Source organism: Kocuria sp. CH-021 (assembly GCF_049716185.1).
Lineage (GTDB): Bacteria > Actinomycetota > Actinomycetes > Actinomycetales > Micrococcaceae > Kocuria > Kocuria cellulosilytica.
In genome coordinates this window covers 61,393-81,495 of sequence record NZ_JBNAFK010000006.1, presented here as the reverse complement: position 1 = coordinate 81,495, position 20,103 = coordinate 61,393, and the positions used below count along the sequence as shown (strand labels likewise).

General features: G+C 75.5%; 17 protein-coding genes. 11 read left to right on the top strand and 6 right to left on the bottom strand.

The genetic code is table 11. From position 1 onward, the window contains the following. The gene (locus tag ACPYN7_RS06265) at window positions 1-2,499 is read right to left on the bottom strand and encodes a DNA gyrase/topoisomerase IV subunit A (RefSeq protein WP_424347118.1); all 2,499 of its coding nucleotides are present in this window, start codon (window positions 2,497-2,499) and stop codon (window positions 1-3) included. A 127-nt stretch (window positions 2,500-2,626) separates the two neighbouring features. On the opposite strand from ACPYN7_RS06265, the gene ACPYN7_RS06260 reads away from it, so the two are divergent. The 4 genes from ACPYN7_RS06260 to ACPYN7_RS06245 are packed head-to-tail and all read left to right on the top strand — an operon-like array spanning window position 2,627 to window position 8,914. Then, window positions 2,627-5,323 carry a GNAT family N-acetyltransferase gene (locus ACPYN7_RS06260; protein ID WP_424347053.1) on the top strand — a complete coding sequence of 899 codons (2,697 nt, stop codon included), beginning with the start codon at window positions 2,627-2,629 and terminating at the stop codon, window positions 5,321-5,323. Window positions 5,324-5,338: 15 nt separating this feature from the next. Beyond that, window positions 5,339-6,985, top strand: coding sequence for a protein kinase domain-containing protein (locus ACPYN7_RS06255; protein ID WP_424347052.1), 1,647 nt, complete (start codon window positions 5,339-5,341; stop codon window positions 6,983-6,985). A 46-nt stretch (window positions 6,986-7,031) separates the two neighbouring features. Continuing rightward, the gene (locus tag ACPYN7_RS06250; protein ID WP_058873751.1) at window positions 7,032-7,742 is read left to right on the top strand and encodes a DUF5998 family protein; all 711 of its coding nucleotides are present in this window, start codon (window positions 7,032-7,034) and stop codon (window positions 7,740-7,742) included. After that, entirely contained in the window at window positions 7,739-8,914 is a 1,176-nt protein-coding gene (locus tag ACPYN7_RS06245) for an alkaline phosphatase family protein (RefSeq protein ID WP_424347051.1), read from the top strand. The genes ACPYN7_RS06250 and ACPYN7_RS06245 overlap by 4 nt, the downstream gene beginning before the upstream one ends. A gap of 88 nt (window positions 8,915-9,002) precedes the next feature. Here ACPYN7_RS06245 and ACPYN7_RS06240 read toward each other — a convergent pair whose 3' ends face one another. Both ACPYN7_RS06240 and sepH read right to left on the bottom strand, forming a co-directional pair. Further along, entirely contained in the window at window positions 9,003-9,767 is a 765-nt protein-coding gene (locus tag ACPYN7_RS06240) for a hypothetical protein (protein ID WP_424347050.1), read from the bottom strand. Window positions 9,768-9,917: 150 nt separating this feature from the next. Beyond that, window positions 9,918-11,339 (bottom strand): septation protein SepH, encoded by a 1,422-nt coding sequence (sepH, locus tag ACPYN7_RS06235; protein ID WP_424347049.1) that lies wholly within the window; start codon window positions 11,337-11,339, stop codon window positions 9,918-9,920. Window positions 11,340-11,638: 299 nt separating this feature from the next. Here sepH and ACPYN7_RS06230 point away from each other — a divergent pair, with 299 nt between their 5' ends. Next, window positions 11,639-11,938 (top strand): DUF4193 domain-containing protein, encoded by a 300-nt coding sequence (locus tag ACPYN7_RS06230; RefSeq protein WP_058873676.1) that lies wholly within the window; start codon window positions 11,639-11,641, stop codon window positions 11,936-11,938. A gap of 88 nt (window positions 11,939-12,026) precedes the next feature. Here ACPYN7_RS06230 and ACPYN7_RS06225 read toward each other — a convergent pair whose 3' ends face one another. Beyond that, window positions 12,027-12,539, bottom strand: a complete 513-nt coding sequence (locus ACPYN7_RS06225; protein WP_424347048.1) for a DUF3093 domain-containing protein — start codon at window positions 12,537-12,539, stop codon at window positions 12,027-12,029. Between the two features lie 111 nt (window positions 12,540-12,650). On the opposite strand from ACPYN7_RS06225, the gene dut reads away from it, so the two are divergent. The 4 genes from dut to ACPYN7_RS06205 all read left to right on the top strand — a co-directional run bounded on the left by dut (window position 12,651) and on the right by ACPYN7_RS06205 (window position 15,024). Beyond that, window positions 12,651-13,079, top strand: a complete 429-nt coding sequence (gene dut, locus ACPYN7_RS06220) for a dUTP diphosphatase (RefSeq protein WP_424347117.1) — start codon at window positions 12,651-12,653, stop codon at window positions 13,077-13,079. 68 nt (window positions 13,080-13,147) lie between these two features. After that, window positions 13,148-13,897 (top strand): DUF3710 domain-containing protein, encoded by a 750-nt coding sequence (locus ACPYN7_RS06215; RefSeq protein WP_424347047.1) that lies wholly within the window; start codon window positions 13,148-13,150, stop codon window positions 13,895-13,897. Window positions 13,898-13,900: 3 nt separating this feature from the next. Then, window positions 13,901-14,305, top strand: a complete 405-nt coding sequence (locus ACPYN7_RS06210; protein WP_424347046.1) for a hypothetical protein — start codon at window positions 13,901-13,903, stop codon at window positions 14,303-14,305. Next, entirely contained in the window at window positions 14,302-15,024 is a 723-nt protein-coding gene (locus ACPYN7_RS06205; protein ID WP_058873672.1) for a DUF3159 domain-containing protein, read from the top strand. The genes ACPYN7_RS06210 and ACPYN7_RS06205 overlap by 4 nt, the downstream gene beginning before the upstream one ends. A 15-nt stretch (window positions 15,025-15,039) precedes the next feature. Here the strand turns inward: ACPYN7_RS06205 and ACPYN7_RS06200 are convergent, their stop codons facing one another. Next, on the bottom strand, window positions 15,040-15,723 hold the full coding sequence (locus ACPYN7_RS06200; protein WP_424347045.1) for a potassium channel family protein: 684 nt from the start codon (window positions 15,721-15,723) through the stop codon (window positions 15,040-15,042). Further along, complete coding sequence (locus ACPYN7_RS06195; protein WP_424347044.1) at window positions 15,723-16,469, bottom strand: potassium channel family protein; 747 nt, start codon at window positions 16,467-16,469, stop codon at window positions 15,723-15,725. The genes ACPYN7_RS06200 and ACPYN7_RS06195 overlap by 1 nt, the downstream gene beginning before the upstream one ends. An 86-nt stretch (window positions 16,470-16,555) precedes the next feature. On the opposite strand from ACPYN7_RS06195, the gene ACPYN7_RS06190 reads away from it, so the two are divergent. Together ACPYN7_RS06190 and ACPYN7_RS06185 are read left to right on the top strand one after the other, a co-directional pair. Beyond that, window positions 16,556-18,556, top strand: coding sequence for an APC family permease (locus tag ACPYN7_RS06190; RefSeq protein ID WP_424347043.1), 2,001 nt, complete (start codon window positions 16,556-16,558; stop codon window positions 18,554-18,556). After that, entirely contained in the window at window positions 18,553-19,971 is a 1,419-nt protein-coding gene (locus ACPYN7_RS06185; RefSeq protein ID WP_424347042.1) for a class I SAM-dependent RNA methyltransferase, read from the top strand. Before ACPYN7_RS06190 ends, ACPYN7_RS06185 begins: the two co-directional genes overlap by 4 nt. Window positions 19,972-20,103: the final 132 nt, after the last annotated feature.

Genomic DNA, 20,103 nt, shown 5'->3' with positions numbered 1-20,103 from the left:
TCAGCCGTAGGCGGGGCCCACGGCGTCGATCACCTGGTCGGTGGGCACGCCCGAGCCGTCCCGGCGTCCGTGCTCGGTGGGCAGGGCCCGGGCCACGCCCGAGGCCGAGACGGCCTTGGCCGGACCGTGCCCGACCCAGGCCAGCGCCAGCCCGGTCTCCCCCTTGAGGAAGCGGTGCGCGCGCACGCCGCCGGTGGCCCTGCCCTTGGGCGGGTACTCCGAGAACGGGGTGACCTTCACCGAGTACTGCGACATGCCGGGCAGCACCTCGTCCGCCCGGGCGAGGGTCACGACCACGGGCGTCTCGTCCGCATCGCGCACGGCCCCGAAGAACGCCACGGCGTCCCCCGGGACCAGCTTGATCCCCGCGACGCCGCCGGCGGTGCGCCCCTGGGGCCGCACGGCGCCAGCCTCGAAGTGCAGCAGCTTGCCGTCCCGGGTCACGAACACCAGCTCGTCCTCGGCGGCGGACTCGGCGAGGCCGACCACCTCGTCGCCGTCCTTGAGGGTGATGACCTCCCAGTCCTCCCGGTTGAGGGGGTACTCCGGGCTGACGCGCTTGACCACACCGTTGCGGGTGCCCAGGGCCAGCACGGCGTTGAGCGGCGCGAGCCCCACGAGCCGCTCCCCGCGGCCGAGGGTGAGGAAATCCTTGACCGGGACCCCGTCGCCCAGCTTGGGGGTGCCCTCGAAGGCGGTCAGCACGGGCACGTCCATCACCTGGACGCGCAGCATGCGACCGGTCGACGTGACCGCGCCGATCTCCCCGCGGGCGGTGGCCCGCACCGCCGAGACCAGGGCGTCGTGCTTGATCCGCCGCGGCGGATCCACCAGCGGCACCTGGGAGGGGGTCCGGGCGAGCTGGCCCGAGGTGGACAGGAAGACCCAGCACGGGTCGTCGGCGATCTCGAGGGAGAGCCCGCCCCCCGGGGCCTTCCCCGGGGCGGGGGCCGCCGCCGCGGCGGCCGGCGCCGGCAGCGCCTCCGACTCGAGCAGCTCGGTGCGCCGGTCGTCGCCGTGGACCTCGGCGATCTCCGCGAGCTCCGCCGAGACCAGGGCCCGCAGCCGGGCGTCGGAGGCGAGGGTCTCCTCTAGCTCGGCGATCTCCCGGCGCAGCTCCTCCTGCTCCTTCTCGAGCTCGATCCGCGAGTACTTGGTCAGCTGGCGCAGGCGCAGCTCGAGGATGTGGTCGGCCTGCACGCGGCTGAGGTCGTAGACGGCCATGAGCCGTTCCCGGGCCACGGCCGTCTCGTCGGACGAGCGGATGATCTGGATGACCTCGTCGATGTCGACGATGGCCACGAGCAGGCCCTCGACCAGGTGCAGCCGGTCGCGCCGCCTGCCCAGGCGGAACCCGGTGCGCCGCCGGACCACCGACAGCCGGTGCTCCACGTACACCCGCAGCAGCTCGAGCAGGCCCATGGTGCGGGGCCGTCCGTCCACGAGCGCCACGTTGTTGATCCCGAAGGAGTCCTCCATGGGCGTGTACTTGTACAGCTGCTGCAGGACCGCCTGCGGGTTGAAGCCGTTCTTGACCTCGATGACGAGGCGCATGCCGTTCTTGCGGTCGGTCAGGTCCACGACGTCGGAGACGCCCTGGAGCTTCTTCGCCTGCGCCGCCTCCTTGATCTTCTCGGTGACCTTCTCGGGCCCCACCATGTAGGGCAGCTGGGTGACGACGATGCCCTGCTTGCGCGGGGAGACCTGCTCGATCGAGACCTTCGCGCGGGTCTTGAACGAGCCGCGCCCGGTGCGGTAGGCGTCCCGGATCCCGTCGAGGCCCACGATCCGCCCGCCCGAGGGCAGGTCCGGGCCGGGGACGAAGCGCATGAGCTCCTCGAGCGTGGCCTCGGGGTGCTCCACGAGGTGGCGGGCGCCCGCGACGACCTCCCGCAGGTTGTGCGGGGCCATGTTCGTGGCCATTCCCACCGCGATCCCGGAGGAGCCGTTGACCAGCAGGTTCGGGAACGCCGCGGGCAGCACGCCCGGCTGGGTGAACTGGTTGTCGTAGTTGGGCACGAAGTCGACGACGTCCTCGTCGAGGTCGGCCGTGAGCGCCAGGGCGGCCGGGGCCATCCGGGCCTCGGTGTAGCGGGAGGCCGCGGGGCCGTCGTCGAGGGAGCCGAAGTTGCCGTGCCCGTCCACGAGCGGCAGGCGCATCGCGAAGGACTGGGCGAGGCGGACCATCGCGTCGTAGATCGCGGAGTCGCCGTGCGGGTGCAGCTTGCCCATCACCTCGCCGACGACGCGCGCGCTCTTGACGTGACCGCGGTCGGGGCGCAGCCCCATCTGGTTCATCATGAACAGGATGCGGCGCTGCACGGGCTTGAGCCCGTCCCGGGCGTCGGGCAGGGCGCGGGAGTAGATGACGGAGTACGAGTACTCGAGGAAGCTCGTCTCCATCTCGGAGGTCACGTCGATGTCGACGATGTTCTCCCGGAAGTCGGCGGGCAGCTCGTCCTCGGCGGACGGACGGGAGGGCGCACGGCGGCGAGCCATCACAGCGGGGGGTCCTTCGGTCGTGGGTCGGTCCGGTGCGGCCCCCGCCGCTCGGCGTTGCAGAACGTCGGGGGACGCACCGGGAGGCACCGTTGACGGTGCGGGTTTGTCTACTAGCCTGAAGTCTATGGTTCCAGAGACCGCGGACACGGACGAAGCCGGACAGTACCCCGAGTACTGGGAGGCCGACGTGATCCTGCGCGACGGCGCCACGGCGCAGCTGCGCCCCATCTCCCCGCAGGACCGGGACGCGCTCCTGGCCTTCCACCGGTCGCAGTCCGAGAACTCCATCTACCTGCGCTTCTTCTCCTACAAGCCCACGCTCTCCGCCCGCGAGCTGGACCGGTTCACCCGGGTGGATCACCGGGACCGCGTGTGCTTCGTGCTTTTGCTGGGCGAGCAGATCATCGGGGTCGGCCGCTACGACCGCACGGACGACCCGCAGGACGCCGAGGTCGCGTTCATGATCTCCGACGCCCATCAGGGGCGGGGGATCGGCTCGATCCTGCTCGAGCACCTCGCCGCCGCGGCGCGGGAGAACGGGATCGACCACTTCTCCGCCGAGGTGCTGCCCGAGAACCGCAAGATGCTGCGCGTGTTCGCCGAGGCCGGCTACGAGCTCACCCGCAAGTTCGACGACGGCGTGGTGGTGGTGGGCTTCGACATCGACCCGACCGAGAAGTCGCTGGCCGTGATGGCCGCGCGGGAGCACCGGGCCGAGGCCCTGTCCATGGCCGACCTCCTCTCCCCGTCCTCCATCGCCGTGATCGGGGCGTCGCGGGACCCCGGCCACGCCGGGCACGCGCTGGTCGAGCACCTCGTCGCCTCCGGGTTCGCCGGCCGGCTCAGCGGCGTGAGCCCCACCCCGTTCGAGCGGGAGGGCATGACCCACGCCACCTCGATCGGCGAGGTCCCCGAGCGCGTGGACCTCGCCGTGGTCGCCGTGCCCGTGGACCTGGTGGCCGACGTCGTGGACCAGTGCGGCGCGGCGGGCGTGCGCGCCGTCGTCGTCGTCACGGGCGGCTACGCCGAGGCGGGCGCGGCGGGCCGGGCCCGGCAGACCGAGCTCGTCCGCCGTGCCCGCTCGCACGGGATGCGCGTGGTCGGCCCCGCGAGCCTCGGGCTTTACAGCACGGCCCCGGAGTCCCGCTTCAACGCCTCGATCCTGCCGGCGGTGCCGCGCGAGGGCCCCCTGGGGCTGTTCAGCCAGTCGGGCGCCATCGGCATGATGCTCAACGCCGCCGCGCTGCGCCACAACGTGGGGGTGTCCACGTACCTCTCCGCCGGCAACCGCGCCGACGTCTCCGGCAACGACATGATGCAGTACTGGGAGGACGACGCCGCGACCCGCGCGTGCGGGCTCTACCTGCAGTCCGTGGGCAACCCCCGCAAGTTCTCCCGCATCGCGCGCCGGCTGTCCCTGAACAAGCCCGTGATCGTGGCCAAGAGCGAGGTCACCGGGCTGCGGCTGCCGCCCGGCCACACCGGGCGCACCACGCAGGCGCCGCCCGGGGCCCTGGACGCGATGTTCCGCCAGGCCGGGGTGATCCGCGCGGACACGAGCGAGCACCTGATGGACGTGGCCGGGATCCTCGCCGGCCAGCCCCTGCCCGCGGGCGGCCGCACGGCCCTCGTCTCCAACGCACTGGCCCTGGGCCAGCTCATGGAGGACCGGTGCATGCAGCTGGGGCTGGAGGTCGCGGTGACCCAGGCGGGCGTCCGGACCGCGGACGGCGGACGGGAGGCCCTCGGGCAGCTGCGGGCGGCCGTCGACAGCTGCCTCGGCGCCGAGGGCGTCGACACCGCCGTGGTCACGCTGATGCCGGTCCCGGACACCACGCCGGAGGAGGTCGCCGAGCTCGTGGGCCGCGTGGGGCGCGAGCACGGCAAGACCGTGGTGGTCGTCTTCACGGGCAGCACCGAGCCCGGCGCGGTCTCCGCCCTGCACCACGCCGACGACGGCCTGGACGTGCCCTGCTTCGACTCCCCGGGCGCGGCCCTGCGCGCGCTCGCCAAGGTGGTGGACTACACCCGGTGGCGCGCCCAGGACCAGGGCCGGCACGCCGAGCCGAAGGGCATCGACGCGGAGGCGGCCGAGACCTTCGTGGAGACGGTGCTGCCCCGGGTCTCCGGCGACGAGCTGCTCGAGCTGGACGCCGACCAGGCGAGGACGCTGCTGGCGACCTACGGCATCGGCCTGCTGCCCAGCGAGCGGTTCACGGATCCTGCGGACGCGCCGGCCGCCGCCGAGCGGCTCGGCTACCCGGTGGCCCTGAAGACCACGGACCCCAACCTCCGGCACCGCCTCGACCTGGGCGGCGTGCAGCTCAACATCCAGGACGACGCGCAGCTGCGCACGGCCATCGAGACCATGCACCGCGCGCTCGCCCCCTTCGGCACCTTCGACCTCGAGGTGCAGTCCATGGCGCCCACCGGCCAGGCCGTGGTGCTCCGGGCCATCGAGGACCCGCTCATCGGCCCCGTGCTCTCGTTCGGGATGGCGGGGGACGCGGTGAACCTCCTCGAGGACTGGGCCCACCGGGTCCCGCCGCTGACCGACCAGGACGTGCGGCGGATGGTCCGGGAGCCCAAGGCCTCCCGCAAGCTGTTCGGCCACCAGGGGGTCCCGGCCGCGGACGTGGACCGGCTGGAGGACCTGGTCTCCCGGGTGGCGCTGCTCAAGGACCGGCACCCGGAGATCGCCCGCGTGGAGCTGAACCCGGTGCTCGTCTCCAGCGGCTCCCTGACCGTGCTCGGGGCCTCGGTCGGGATCGGCAACGCCCGGCAGCGGACGGACAGCGCGCGCCGGGCCATGCGCAGCTAGGCGGGCCCGGACCTCGTGGCGGACACCATAGCCGGTCGGTACACCCTCATCGACCCCATCGCCCGCGGCGGCAGCGGGTCCGTGTGGCGGGCCTGGGACGGCCGGCTCCAGCAGCTGTGCGCGGCCAAGGTGCTGCGCCAGCGCGACTCCGCGGACCTGCTGCGCTTCGCGCGGGAGCAGTCGGTGAAGCTGGAGCACCCGCACGTGCTCGCCCCGTACGGCTGGGCCGCGGAGGACGCGCACGTGGTCATCGCGATGCCGCTCGTCCACGGGGGGACCCTGGAGTCCGCGCTGCTGGACAACGGGGCGGCCTCGGCGGAGCTGACGGAGGAGGTCCTGGCCCAGCTGCTCCAGGCGCTGCAGTTCGTGCACGCCCAGGGCTGGGTGCACCGGGACGTGAAGCCGGGCAACCTCATGCTGGACAGCACCGGGACCAGCCGGCCCCACGTCTTCCTCTCCGACTTCGGCATCGCCGTGCGTGTCCAGGACGCCCGGCTGACCCGGACGGGCACGGTGGTGGGCACCCCCGGCTACCTGCCCCCGGAGGCCTACGCGCTCACCGACCCGAGCCCCGCGCAGGACCTCTACGCCGCGGGGATCACCGCGCTGCGGATGCTGGACCCCTCGCTGGAGCCCCAGGAGAGCCTCGGGCCCAACGACGCGCGGGCGGTGGTGGGGGAGCAGGGCGACCTCGCCGAGCACCTCGCGGCGCTGCTCACCCCGGACCCCGCGCTGCGCCGGGACGCGGCCGTGGCCGTGCTGCACGAGCTCACCGCGGGCGCGGCACGGCGGCGCTTCGACCCGGCCCGCACGCGGGACGGGGAGCCGTTCGAGGTCTTCGACGTCCTCGACCCCCTGCCCGAGCCGTGGGCGAGCCGGGTGCTGACCGGATGGGACGGCACGGACGCCCCGGAGCGCACGGCGGACCCGGCCGGTGCGGGGCCCGGCTCCGGAGCGGGCGGAACACGGGGGGAGCGCACCGGCGACCCGTTCCCGGACGGACCCGACACGGTGGACACCGGTGGCGCCGGTGCCGGGGCCTCGGGGACCTGGGCGGCCGGCACCGGGAGCGGCGGCACCGGGCATGCCGGCGCCGGGAGTGCCGGCGCGGGGAGTGCCGGCGCCGGGAAGGACGGCCCCGCGGCGGCCGGCTCCGGGAGCAACGACGCCGGCGAGGGCGACAGCGGGCCGAGCAGCACCGGGGCGAACGGCGGCAGGCCCGGGGACCCGGGAGCGACCGGTCCGGGCGACACGGGGCCCGGGGACGGCGGGTCCGGGCCCGGGCGGGGCACGCCGGGGCCCGCCGGCGCCGGAGCACCCGTCCCGGTTCCGGGCCGGGACGGCGCGGGCCACCGGCCGGCCGCGGGACGGCGGACGGGGACGTTCACCCCGACGGCGCGGACCGGGCGCCGGCGCCGCGGCAGCGCCGTGCGGGGCGTGTTCGTGGTCCTGGTGGGAATGACGGCGCTGCTGAGCGGCTACCTGCTGCTCGACCCGCTGGGCTCCGCGGAGCAGGTCCCCGCTCCCGGTCCGACGCCCACGGCCACCCGCAGCGCGCCGACACCCCCCGGCCCGGCGCCGGAGGAGACCCCCGTGGTGCTGGAACGGGTCTGCGAGGACCAGGGCGGCGGGGAGGAGCGCTGCTACTTCCGCGTGCCCTGAGGGCCCGTGTTGGGCGCGGGCGCGCGCGTGGGGGAAAATGTCCTCCATGACGTATTCAGGTGAGCGCGGCCAGCGGCTGGTCGAGGACATCAACAAGGCCGGCTTCTATCCGCAGCTGGTGATCGACGTGGTCCAGGACTCCTTGGACGGCCGGTCCCCGGTGTCCCACCTCGTGCAGCTGGAGACCCACATCGACCGGACGGAGGTGCACCGCCACACCACCGTGCTGGTGCTCGCCGAGGACGTGCTCCACGTGACGCACGTGGACGACGAGGAGTTCGACGAGAGCGGCCGGGACGTGGTGGCCCGCGTCTCCACCGAGACGGTGGGGATCTCGCAGATCCGCTCCGTGACGCTCAGCTACTCCTACTACCAGCCGGCCAACTACCGGCCGGACAGCCCCATCTCCGAGGTGACGCTCGCCATCGCGTGGACGGGCACCCTGCACGTGGACCTGGCGCCCGCGCTGTGCGAGGACCCCCAGTGCCAGGCCGACCACGGCTACACCGGCACCGCGGCCCGCGAGGACATCGTGCTGCGGATCAGCGCGGAGGCCGACGGCCCGGCCGCCGTCGAGGGGGCGCGGGAGTTCGCGCGCACGCTGCGCCGGGCCAACCTCTCCCCCCTGACCGACGGCGCGCAGATCGCCCAGCCGGTTCACGGCCGCACGCCCGCCCCGCGGCGGACGGCCGCGGCCACCCCGCGCACCCGGTTCACCGACCGGTTCACCGGCCGGGACGGCGGCGCCGCCCGATGAGGGCGGTGCAGGAAGTCCTCCCCGCGCTGCCCGCCGACCTGCCGGGCCCGCCCCGCTACGGCAGCCGATCGGTCGCGGAGGTCATGTCCTCGGCCGCGGCGTCCCTGGGCGTGCCCGGCTTCCGGGACGTGCTGGGCCTGCCCGCCGCCCGCCGGGTCGTCGTCGTCATGGTGGACGGGCTGGGGCGTGCGCAGCTGCGGGCCCGCGCCGGGCACGCCCCCGTCCTGGCCGGGGCCCGGAGCCTGGCCACCCTGGACGCCGCGTTCCCCACGACGACGGCGGCCTCACTGGCGTCCCTCGGCACCGGCGCCGCCCCCGGAGCGCACGGCCTGGTGGGCTACGACGTGCTGGACCCCGCCCGGGACCGGGTCGTGAACCAGCTCGGGGGCTGGGACGCCGCCGTGGACCCGCGCACGTGGCAGCCGCTGCCCACGGTGTTCGAGCGCGCCGCCGAGCACCTCGACGTGATCACGGTCAGCCGGGGCAAGTTCGCCGGCTCCGGGCTCACCGAGGCCGCCCTGCGCGGAAGCCGGTTCGTCGCCGCGGAGGGACCGGCGGCGCGCGTCAGCACCGCGCTCGACCAGCTCGCCGCGGGCCGGGACGCCCTCATGTACTTCTACTGGGACGAGCTCGACCGCACCGGGCACGCGCGGGGCTGGGAGTCCTGGGAGTGGACGGCCCAGCTCGAGGAGCTCGACGCGGCCCTGCGCCGGCTGGTCGCCCGGGTCCCGGCCGGCACCACCGTGCTGGTGACCGGTGACCACGGCATGGTGGACGTCCCCCGGGACGCCCGCGTCGACTTCTCCGGGCTTCCGGGTCTGCTGGACGGCGTCCGGCACACGGCGGGGGAGCCGCGGACGGTGCAGCTGCACCTGGAGCAGGACGCCACGGCCGGGGACGTCAGGGCGCTCGTGGCCGCCTGGCGCGGGCAGTTCGGCTCCCGGGTGTGGCTGCTCTCCCGGGAGGCCGCTCTCGAGGCCGGCTACTTCGGGCCGCCGGAGCTCGTGCGCGAGGCGGTGCGCGGGCGGATCGGCGACCTCCTGGTGCTGGCCCGGGACCCGATCGCACTGTTCGACCTGGGCCGGCTCCGGCCCAGCGTCCTGTCCATGGTGGGTCAGCACGGTTCGCTCACCCGCGCCGAGCGGGAGGTCCCGCTGCTGCGCCTCGCCTGAGCGCCCGCTGGCGGGCCCGGCCCGGTCTCCCCGTGCTCACGGCACCGCCGGGGTCTCCCCGCTCAGGGCGCCGCCGGGGTCTCCTCGCTCACGGCACCGCCGGGGTCTCCCCGCCGGCCTCGTCGGCAGTTCCGTCCTCGGCGGATCCCCCCTCGGCGGATTCCTCCCCGGCGGCGGCGGGTTCGGCGAGCTCCTCGTCGACGGGGTCCTCCTCGTCCGGACCCTCCTCGGCCGGGTCTTCCTCGACCGGGCCTCCCTCGTCCTCCACGGGCGTCCCGGGCGACGCGGGTCCGGGCTCGGGCGGGGCCGGCTGCGGCGCGGGGGGAGCGGGCGGAGCGGGTGCCGGGGCGGGCACCCCCGGCTGCGGCGGGACGGGCGCGGGGACGACCGGCTCGGGCGCGACCGGGGCGGGAGGCACGGGCGCCGGCGCGGGGACCACGGGGGCCGGCGGCACCGGCTCCGGGGCGGGCGGCGGCGGGGCGGGGGCCTCGGCCGAGGGGCTCGGCGTCGGGGAGGGTGTGGGGGAGGGCGTGCGGGTGCGGGTGGGCGTCGGCGAGGCGGTGGCCGACGGTGACGTGGTCATCGAGGGGGCGGGGATGAACTCCGCCTGCTGACCGCTGCCGAAGAGACTGCGCCCCACCCCGCCCAGATAGAGCGCCCCGACGCCGGCGAGCACCACGAGCACGACTGCGCCGAGGACCAGGCCGGCCACGAACCGGCCCGGTCCGGAGCCCTGGACGAGCTCGGCCGGTCCCGCCGGCGCGGCGGAGGTGCCGCCGGGGGTGGCGGCGTCCGCGGTGGCGGCGTCGCGCTCGTCGTCCCCGAAGAGATCGTCCTCGATGGAATTGCCCATGTCGTGCTGCCCCTGACGTGGTGTCGTCCGTCCGGGCCGAGCGCGGGATGGGGGAGCGCGCGGACCCGGAGGAACGGCGCGGAGCCGTCCCCTGCTGCGTGCACTCTAACCCGTGCCGGGCGGCGGGTGCCGGACGGCACGCACCGGGGCTCAGTCGGAGGAGCTGCCGAAGACGATCTCGTCCCAGCTGGGCACCGAGGACCGCGCGGAGCGCCGTGCCTTCGCCGTCTTGTTGCGCGGACGGGGCCGTTCCGGTGCGGACTCCTCCTCGGCGGTGGAGTCCTCGGCGCCCTCTCGCGCGGCCGGAGCGGTACTGTCGGCGGGGTCCTCGCCCGGCGGGTCCTCGGACGGGGACTTCCCGGTTCCGTCGGCCCCGGACCGGGGTGTCACGCTTGCGGGCGTCCCGGTGCCGGGCGTCCCGGTCTCGGAGGTCCCCGTCCCGGATGCCTCGGCAGCGGAGGAGTCCGCGGCGGGCGCGGCCCCGTCGTCGCCCCCGGTGCGCTCCGGCCCGGGCTGCTGCGCCCGTTCCGGGGTGCTCGCGGGCGCGCCGTCCCGGGCGGGGGAGTGCTCGACGGGCTCGGCCGGCGCGCCGGTGGCCGCCTCCGCCCACTGCTCGTCCGTGCCGGCGGCGGGCGCCCCGGCCCGGCCCGGGGCGGGCTCCGTGGCGGCGCCGGGCTCGGGGAACTGCGTGGCGGGCTGGAAGGGCCGGTCGAAGACGGAGCTGTCCTCGGGAGCGGCGAGCGGGCGCGGCCGCCGCTCCACGTGGCCCATGCCACGGCCCAGGATCTCGGCGAGGGCGTCGTCCCCGTCGGCGTCCTCGCCGATGCGCTGCCCGCGGCGGGCCTGCAGCACGTCGAGCAGGTCGTCGGCCTCCACGGCCGAGCGGCGCAGCTGCGTGAGCTCGGGGTCGAGGCCGCCGTCCAGGACGCCGAGCCCCGTGCCGAGGGGCGTGTCCGGGGGGCCGGGCTCGGTGAGGGACTCCGCCCACGGGTTCGCCGGCCGCACGCTCTGGTTCGCGGGGTTGTACAGCCACTCGGCCAGCGGCTCGTCGTGGGCGGGGGCGGCCGAGGGGTCCACCACCGAGAACCGGGCGACCACTGCCCACAGGTGGTCCTCCCGCTGCCACGAGTCCCACTCGAGGGACGAGGGGTCCACGCCGAGGTCGGCGGCCCGGTGGGCGACGGCACGGCCGAGGGTCAGGGGCTCGCCCTCGAAGACGGAGTGGTAGCCGCGGTGGGCGGAGCGGTCCTCGATCTCGACCTTCTGCGCCTCGGCGGCGACGTGGGCCCGCTCGGCGAGGATCGGCCACTCGTAGCGGCGGACGCGCGCGGACTCCCAGCCGCTCTCGGCCACGATCTCCTCGACCGTGGCCCCGGCGCGGAACCGGGCCTGGATCTCGCGGGGCCCGAACTGGCCCGAGCCGCGCTGGCGGGCGCCGGGCAGGCGCCGGGCGCGCTGGACGGCCAGGCGCAGCTCCTGGTCGATCCGCAACAGGTGGCGGGTGCCTGCCTCGTCCTCGACGACCAGGTGCTCACCGTCGTCGTGCACACCTGCCAGGCGCAACTGCTCCATGCTGTCATTCCTCCGGGATGGTTCTCGGGTGCGCTCGGGGTCGTCGAGCGGGCGCTGCGGGGCGGGTCCGTCGGTCGCGTCCGACGTGCCGGCCCGGTCCCGCCCCCCAATCCTACTGGCCGTCGCACGACCCCGGCCGGAGGCCGTCCGCGGAGGGCCTCCGCCGCGTGTTCGCGGGCCCGTGCACGGTTGGATTTTTGCCCCCGGATGGTGAACAATCTACGCGACACAGAGCCCGGTGGGCGGCGGCGAGCCGTGCCCGAGCCCGCCCTCGGACCCCATGGGAGCGAAGACCCGACATGGCCACTGATTACGACGCGCCGCGCAAGCAGGACGACGAGCTCAAGGAGGACTCGATCGAGGAGCTGCAGACGCGTCGCAGCGACCCGCAGTCCGGTGCCGTGGACGAGGACGAGGCGGCCGCGGCGGAGAGCTTCGAGCTGCCGGGCGCGGACCTCTCCAACGAGGAGCTGTCCGTCGTCGTGCTGCCGGCCCAGGAGGACGAGTTCACCTGCGGCTCCTGCTTCCTGGTGCGCCACCGCTCCCAGATCGCCGAGGAGCGCAACGGCGTCAAGCACTGCGTCGAGTGCGTGGGCTGAGCCCCGCCGGTCCGAGCTCGTCCGAGCAGTGCGAGGAACCCCGCCGCGACGTCCGTCGCGGCGGGGTTCCTCCGTTCCCGGGCCGTGCTCACGGGCGCCCGGACAGCACCTCGACGACGCGCTCGGGGTGCCGGGTGGAGGTGAGCCAGTAGGGGGTGGGGTCGACGGGGTCGGTGATCCGGATCCGCACCACCGGCCCCACGGACGCCCGGAAGTTCATGTAGGCCCGTCCGTCGAGCTCGGGCCCCCGGACCCGGCGGACGTCGTCGCCGCGGAAGGCCTCGGCCTCGCCCACGAACCGGCGCTCGATGCGGGCCCGGCCGACCTGCAGGAACTCGTCGGTCACGACGATCCTGGTGCTGGAGGCGACGAGGGCCACGGCGGTGCCGCCGCCGACCACGAGGGCCGCGGCGCCGGCCACCCACAGGTCGATGGGGGCGAGCGCGATCAGGGCGACGAGGCCCGCGAAGAGCACGAGGAGCCACATCCACCACGCGGGGGTGAGCTTCTCCTCGTAGAGGATCTCGGCGCCGGGCCGCTCGGAGGAGGACCGGCGGGGGCCGTCGGCCGGGGACGCACTGGAGGAAGCAGGGTCGGACATGGCTCTAGCGTCTCACGACCGCGCCCGTGGTCCGGCGCGTTAGAGTGGGGCACTGTGAACGACCAGTCGACAGGCCACCGGCCGCCGTCGGGCCACGGGCGCCCGCTCAGCATCGCGCTGCAGGCCCTCGACCCGGACCTCCCGCCGCCCGTGTACGCCAAGCCCGGGGACGCCGGCGCGGACCTGCGCTCCCGCGAGGACGTGGTCCTCGGCCCCGGGCAGCGGGCCCTCGTGCCCACGGGCGTGGCGATCGCGCTGCCCGAGGGGTACGCGGCATTCGTGCACCCCCGGTCGGGTCTGGCCGCCCGGCACGGCATCACGGTGGTCAACGCCCCGGGCACCGTCGACTCCGGCTACCGCGGCGAGATCATGGTCACCCTGCTCAACACGGACGGCACCGAGTCCTTCACGGTCCGCCGCGGGGACCGCATCGCCCAGCTCGTCGTCCAGCGCGTCGAGCAGGCCGTCTTCGAGGTCGTCGACGTCCTGCCCGGCTCGGCCCGCGGCGGCACGGGCTTCGGCTCGAGCGGCACCGCCTGATCCCCGAGCCGCCCCCCACGAGCTCACGCCACGAGCCGGCCCGCGGGCCGGCGGAGGAGAACGAGAACATGTTCGGTCGCAAGAAGAAGCAGCCCCCGGCGCAGGACGCCGCCCCGCAGCCGCCGGAGGCCGTCCCGAGCGCCGAGGACGCCGCGGCGGCGCGGCGCCGGGAGCCGCAGGGCCCTCTCGACGTCTCGCAGATCGACGGCCGCGACGGCTACCTCGACCTCGGTGCCGTTCTCGTGCGCCCGCGCTCCGGGCTGGGCGTGCGGCTCGAGGTCGACGAGCGCACGCAGCGCCCCCGCGCGGTCGCCCTGGACCTCGGGGGCGGGTCCGTCCAGGTCCAGGCGTTCGCCGCGCCCCGCTCCGAGGGGCTGTGGGACGAGGTCCGCCGCGAGCTGGTGCAGTCGCTGCGCACGGGCAACGGCGAGCCGACGGTCGAGGAGGGCCCGTTCGGTCTCCAGGTCGTCGCCCGCTTCCCCGCCACGGCCTCCGACGGCACCCAGGGCTTCCGCCTCGCCCGCTTCGTGGGCGTCGACGGGCCGCGCTGGTTCGTGCGCGCGGTCTTCACGGGCACCGCCGCGGTGACGGCCGAGTCGGCCGCCGCCCTCGACGAGGTCGTGCGCGAGCTCGTGGTGGTGCGCGGCGACCGCCCCATGCCGCCCCGGGAGCTGCTGACGCTGGTCGTCCCCGAGGACGCCGTGCGCCGCCCCGCCCCGGGGACGGAGCGGGACGCGGAGCAGGAGACGGCGCAGGAGCCGGACCGGGAGCCCGTCCGGCCGCCGCGGCGCGGCCCCGAGATCACGGAGATCGGCTGAGCCATGACGAGGACGGGGAACGGGCTCACCCGGCCGGCGCCGGGCACCGGAGCCATCGACGTGGTCGCCGAGGCGCCGGTCTGCGCGGGGGACCTCGATCCCTCGACCGCGGCCGGGGGACGCCGCCGGGTGATGGCGACCGGCCTCGTGGTGGAGGTCACTGTGCCGCCGGTGACGGGCGCGCAGAACTTCACGGCGCTGCTCGTGCCGGACTGCCCGCGGACGGAGGGGGAGCAGGGCCCGGTGGCCCCCCGGCCCCTGCGCCTCGTGTGGCACGGCCAGCGCTCCGTGCCGGGCGTCACCGCGGGCACGCGGCTGCGCTGCGCGGGCGTGGTCAGCTTCCGGGACGGGCGCCCCTCCATGTTCAACCCGCGCTACGAGATCATCGCGAAGCAGGTCAGCCGATGACGGACCCCCAGGAGCCCGGGAGCACGGCGGGCGGGCCCCGGCGCGACGACGTGGAGCGCTCGATGGCCGCCTACGCCGCGCGCTCGGGGATGCGGCGCAAGGACAACGGCCAGCTCGACGTGCTGCACGCCGTCGGCGGCTGGCGCGGGCTCGCCGAGACGATCCTGCCGGGCTTCGTGTTCCTCGCCGTGCTGCTCGTCGGCAACACGCTCGGGGTGGCGCTCGTCGCGTCCCTGGGCGCGGCCGCGCTCTTCACCGTGCTGCGCCTCGTCCAGCGCCAGAGCCTCGTGCAGGCCGTCTCCGGCTTCGTGGGCGTGGGCGTCTGCGCGCTGTTCGCGCGCGCCACCGGCGAGGCGCTGGACTACTACGTCCCCGGCTTCTGGATCAACGCGGCCTGGTTCGGCGGGCTCGGGCTGTCCCTGCTGGCCCGCTGGCCGCTGCTCGGCGTCTTCTACGGCTACATCCGCGGGGAGGGCACCCAGTGGCGGGAGGTCCCGGTGCGCCGCCGCGCGTACCAGGTGGCCACGGTCATGCTCATGGCCATGTTCGCCGCCCGTCTGCTCGTGCAGGTGCCCCTGTACCTGGCGGAGAACCTCACCGGGCTCGGCGTGGCGCGCCTGGTCATGGGCGTGCCCCTGTACGCGCTGACCCTGTGGCTCGCGTGGCTCGTGTCCCGGCCCCCGGAGCAGATCGCCGCCGAGGAGCAGGACACCCCCTGAGCCCGGCCGCCGGGCTCAGTCCCGGTGGGGCTCGTGCCGGCCCGCGGTGGTGAACATCGCGCGCAGCTGCGCCTCGCCCTCCGTGGTGGAGACGAAGAAGAGCTGGTCGGCGCCCTCGACCACGTCGTCCCCCGAGGGGGTGATGGGCACGCCGTCGCGCAGGATGGCCACGAGCGTCACGTCCGGCGGCCACGGCACCTGGGAGACCATCGTGGCGATGATCGGGTGCTCGTGCGGCACCGTGTAGGCCGAGAGGGTGGCCCCGCCCGTCTGCAGGGTCAGCAGCCGCACCACGTCGCCGACCTCGACGGCCTCCTCCACGAGCGCGGTCATCAGCCGCGGCGTGGACACGGCCACGTCCACGCCCCAGGCGTCGTCGAAGAGCCACTCGTTCTTGGGGTTGTTGACCCGGCCCACCGTGCGGGGCACGCCGAACTCGCTGCGCGCCAGGAGGGAGACCACGAGGTTCGCCTTGTCGTCGCCCGTGGCGGCGACGACGACGTCGGTGTCCTCGAGCCCGCCCTCCCGCAGGGTGGAGAGCTCGCAGGCGTCCCCGATGATCCACTGGGCGCCGCGCAGGTCCGAGCGGCCGATCACCTCGGGCTTCTCGTCGAAGATCACGACCTCGTGCTGGTGGGAGAGCAGCTCCCGGGCGATCGAGGCGCCCACGGCGCCCGCGCCCACGATGACCACGCGCATCAGGCTCCTCCCCGCGGGGTGTCGTCGGATCCGGTCGCGTCCTCGGACTCCCGGCGCAGGGAGCTGGCGAAGTCGAGCACGTCCGGTCCGGGCCGGCGGGACAGCACGCGGGACACGGCCTCGACGTCGTCGGTGCGCATCATGGCGTGCACCACGTCCCCCTGCTGGTAGCTCATGTCCGGACCGGGCAGGACGCCCTCCCCGAAGCGGGTCACGAACGCGATCCGCACCCCCGTGGCCTCCTCGATGGCGTCCAGGTGCAGGCCGGACCAGGAGTCGTCCAGGGACAGCTCGCCCAGCTGCAGCCGTCCCGAGGCCTCCCGGAAGTCGGCCGTGATGGTCTGCTCGGGCAGGATCCGGCGCAGCGCCTGGTCGGCGCTCCAGCGCACGGCGGCGACGGTGGGGATCCCCAGCCGCTGGTAGAACTCCGCCCGGGAGGGGTCGTAGATGCGGGCCACGACGTGGCGGACCTTGAACGTCTCGCGCGCCACCCGGGCCGCGATGATGTTGGAGTTGTCCCCGCTCGAGACGGCCGCGAAGGCGTAGGCCTCCTCGATGCCGGCCCGGCGCAGCACCTCCTGGTCGAAGCCGAGGCCGGTGACCTTCTTGCCCTCGAAGGACTTGCGCAGCCTCCGGAAGGCGCGGTCGTCCTGGTCGATCACCGCCACGGTGTGCCCGGAGTCCTCGAGGGTGTGGGCGACCATCGTGCCGACGCGCCCCACCCCCATGATCACGAAATGCGCCATGCCCCTCAGCCTAGGTCACGCCCGGGCGCGCGGCGGGCAGCCGGTGCGGCGGACAATCGGTGCGGGACGGACTACCGTGGGGAGCCGTGCAGAGCATTCCCCGGGCCGTGCGGCGCGCACTCGTCGGCAAGCCCATCCACAACGAGCGGTTCGTCGACGCCGTGCTGCCCAAGCGCACGGCGCTGCCGGTCTTCTCGGCGGACGCCCTCTCCTCGGTGGCCTACGCCCCGGACGAGATCATCCTCACGCTCGCGCTCGCGGGGACCACGGCCGTCGCGGTCTCCCCCTGGGTGGGCCTGGCCGTGCTGGTGGTGCTCGCCGTGGTGATCACCGCGTACCGGCAGAACGTGCGCGCCTACCCATCCGGCGGCGGCGACTACGAGATCGTCTCCAAGAACCTCGGCCGCACCGCGGGGGTGGGCGTGGGCGCGGCCCTGATGGCCGACTACTCCCTCGTCGTGGCGGTGTCCATGGCCACCGCCGCGCAGTACGTCTCGGCGGCGCTGCCCGCGCTCATCGGCTGGCGGGTGGAGCTGGCCGTGGCCGGGATCCTGTTCGTGGGCCTGCTCAACCTCCGCGGCCTGAAGTTCATGGGCCGGGCCGCGGCCGTGCCCACCTACTTCTTCCTCGCCGTCCTGGCCGCGCTGCTGCTCGTGGGCCTGGGCCAGGACCTCACCGGCTCCCTCGGCGACGCCCCCAGCGCGGACCGGGAGGTCCTGCCCGCCGCGGGCTTCGACGCCGGGCTGGCCGGCCTGGCGGGCGCCCTGGTGGTGCTGCGGGCCTTCTCCTCCGGGGCCGTGGCGCTGACCGGCGTGGAGACCATCACCAACTCGGTGCCGTACTTCCGCAAGCCCCGCGCGGCCAACGCGGCGGCCACGCTCGGCGTGCTCGGCGCGCTCGCGGCCGCCCTGCTGGCCGGCGTGATGTACCTCGCGGACCGCACGGACGTGGTGGTCGTGGGCGACCCGGAGGAGCAGCTGCTCGTGGACGGCCGGCTCCCCGGGCCCGACTTCTTCCAGGACCCCGTGCTGGGCCAGCTCGCCAAGACCGTCTTCGGCACCGACTCCCTGTGGTTCTTCGTGCTCGTCGCCGCGACCGTGGGCGTGCTGGTGCTCGCCGCGAACACCGCCTTCTCCGGCTTCCCCACGCTCGCGTCCCGGCTGGCGCGGGACGCCTTCCTGCCCCGGCAGCTGCAGGCGCGCGGGGACCGCTTCGCGTTCACCAACGGCATCCTGCTGCTGCTGCTCGTCGCCGTGGTCCTCACCGTGGCGTTCGGGGCCAACGTCAACAGCCTCATCCAGCTCTACATCGTGGGCGTGTTCGTCTCCTTCACGCTCACGCAGGCCGGCATGGTGCGGCACTGGGCGCGGGTGCGGCGGATGCGCCCGCACCCGGGGGTCCGCCGCGAGCTGTTCGTCCGCCGGGCCGTGGCCCTGATCGCCTTCGTCCTGTGCGCGGCGGTGCTCGTCGTCGTGCTCGTGACGAAGCTCACCCAGGGCGCGTGGATCACCATCGTGGCCATCGCCGTCCTCAGCGCGGTCATGGCGGGCGTGCGCCGGCACTACGACGCCGTGGACGCCGAGCTCGCGCTCCAGCCCGACTCCCCGGTCCGGGCCCTGCCCTCGCGGGTGCACGCCATCATCTACGTCTCCTCCGTGCGCAAGCCGCTCATGCGCGCCCTGGCCTACGCCCGGGCGTCCCGGCCCTCGACCCTCGAGGCCGTGGTCGTGGACACGAACGCGTCCGCCACCGCCCGGATCCTCGCCGAGTGGCAGCGCCTCGAGATCCCGGTGCCCGTCACGGTCCTGCACGCGCCCTACCGGGACACCATCGGACCGGTCCTCGACCACGTGCGCGGGGTGCGCCGCAAGTCCCCCCGGGACCTGGTCGTGGTGTACCTGCCCGAGTACGTGGTGCGGCACCGGTGGGAGCGGCTGCTGCACAACCAGGCCATCCGGCCGCTGCGGGCCCGCCTGCACCAGGAGCGCGGGGTCATGACGGCCTCCGTGCCCTGGCACCTGTCCTCCGCCTCCGGCGAGGACACGGGCCCCGAGTCCGCCCCCGAGCAGAGAGCGTCCCAGCCGTGATCCCGTCCCGCCCCCCGGTCCCCGCCGGGTCCACAGAATCCGCAGGGTCCGCCGAGCCCGTCGAGCTCGAGCTGCGCCTGGGCCCCGTCGCCCACGGCGGGCACACCGTGGCCCGCACCGGCGAGGGCCGCGTGGTCTTCGTCCGCCACGGCCTGCCCGGCGAGCTGGTCCGCGTCCGCCTCACCGACAGCGGCCCCGCGGCCCGGTTCTGGCGGGGCGACGTCGTGGCCGTCCTCGAGGCGGACCCCCACCGGCGGGCCGAGCACGTGTGGGCCCCGGCCGACCCCCTGCTGACCTGGCGGCGCGGCGAGCCGCCCGTGGGCGGCGCGGAGTTCGGCCACGCCGAGCTGCCGGCCCAGCGCGCCCTCAAGGCCGCCGTGGTCACCGAGCAGCTCTCCCGCCTGGCCGGGCTCGAGACCCGGGTCACCGTCGAGGCCATGCCGGGGGAGGACCCGCAGGGCCGCGGCTGGCGCACCCGCGCGCACTTCGCCGTCGACCCCGCGGGCCGGATCGGGATGCACCCCCACCGCAGCGCCGCCGTGGTGCCGGTGGACTCCTTCCCGCTCGTCGTCCCCGCGATCGACGGGCTGCGGCTCGGGCGGCTCGACCTGCGCGGGGCGGAGCGGGTCGACGTCGCGGCCCCCGCCGACGGCGGGACGCCGCTGGTGCACCTGAGCCTCGCCCCCGGGGCCGACCGGGAGCGGCTGCGCCACGAGCTGGCGCGCCTCACCGCGGAGCGGGACGTCTCCGTCACCGCCCGCGCCGAGGGTCAGCGGCGGCCCGAGACCTGGGCGGGACGGCCGTCCGTCGTCGAGCACGCGGGCCCGCACCGCTGGGAGGTCTCCGCGGAGGGGTTCTGGCAGATCCACCGGGCCGCCCCCGGACTGCTGCACGGTGCGGTGCCCGCGGCCGCCGGGGCCCGCCCGGGGGAGCACGCCCTCGACCTCTACGCGGGCGCGGGCCTGTTCACGGCCGCGCTCGCGGACGCCGTGGGGGAGACGGGCACCGTCCTGGCGGTCGAGGGCTCGCCCGTCACCAGCGCGGACGCCCGGCGCACCCTCGCCGGCCGGCCGGGGGTGCGCGTGGAGCGCGGGAGCGTCGACAAGGTGCTGGCCCGGACGTGGCCGGAGGCGGCGCCCGCGCGCGGCCGGCGCCGCCCGGCCCGGGGCGGCGCCGTGCCCCGCCCCGACGTCGTGGTCCTGGACCCGCCCCGGGCGGGCGCCGGGCGGGCCGTCGTGGACCGGCTCGTGGCGCTCGCGCCGCGCCGGATCGCGTACCTCGCGTGCGATCCGGCCACGCTGGCCCGTGACCTCGGCCGGTTCCGCCGCGCCGGGTGGCACGTGCGGGAGGTGCGCGCGTTCGACATGTACCCGAACACCCACCACGTCGAGACGCTGGCGGTCCTCGAGCCCTGACGGCCGCCGCCCGCTGCGTGACGGCGGCGTCCGGGGAGGTTCGGGGTCACAGGGCTCGCACGGGCTACACTGACAGTGACTGTTCACGGGAGAACGCCCGGCCACGCGCCGGTGTCCTCCCGCGGGCGTTTC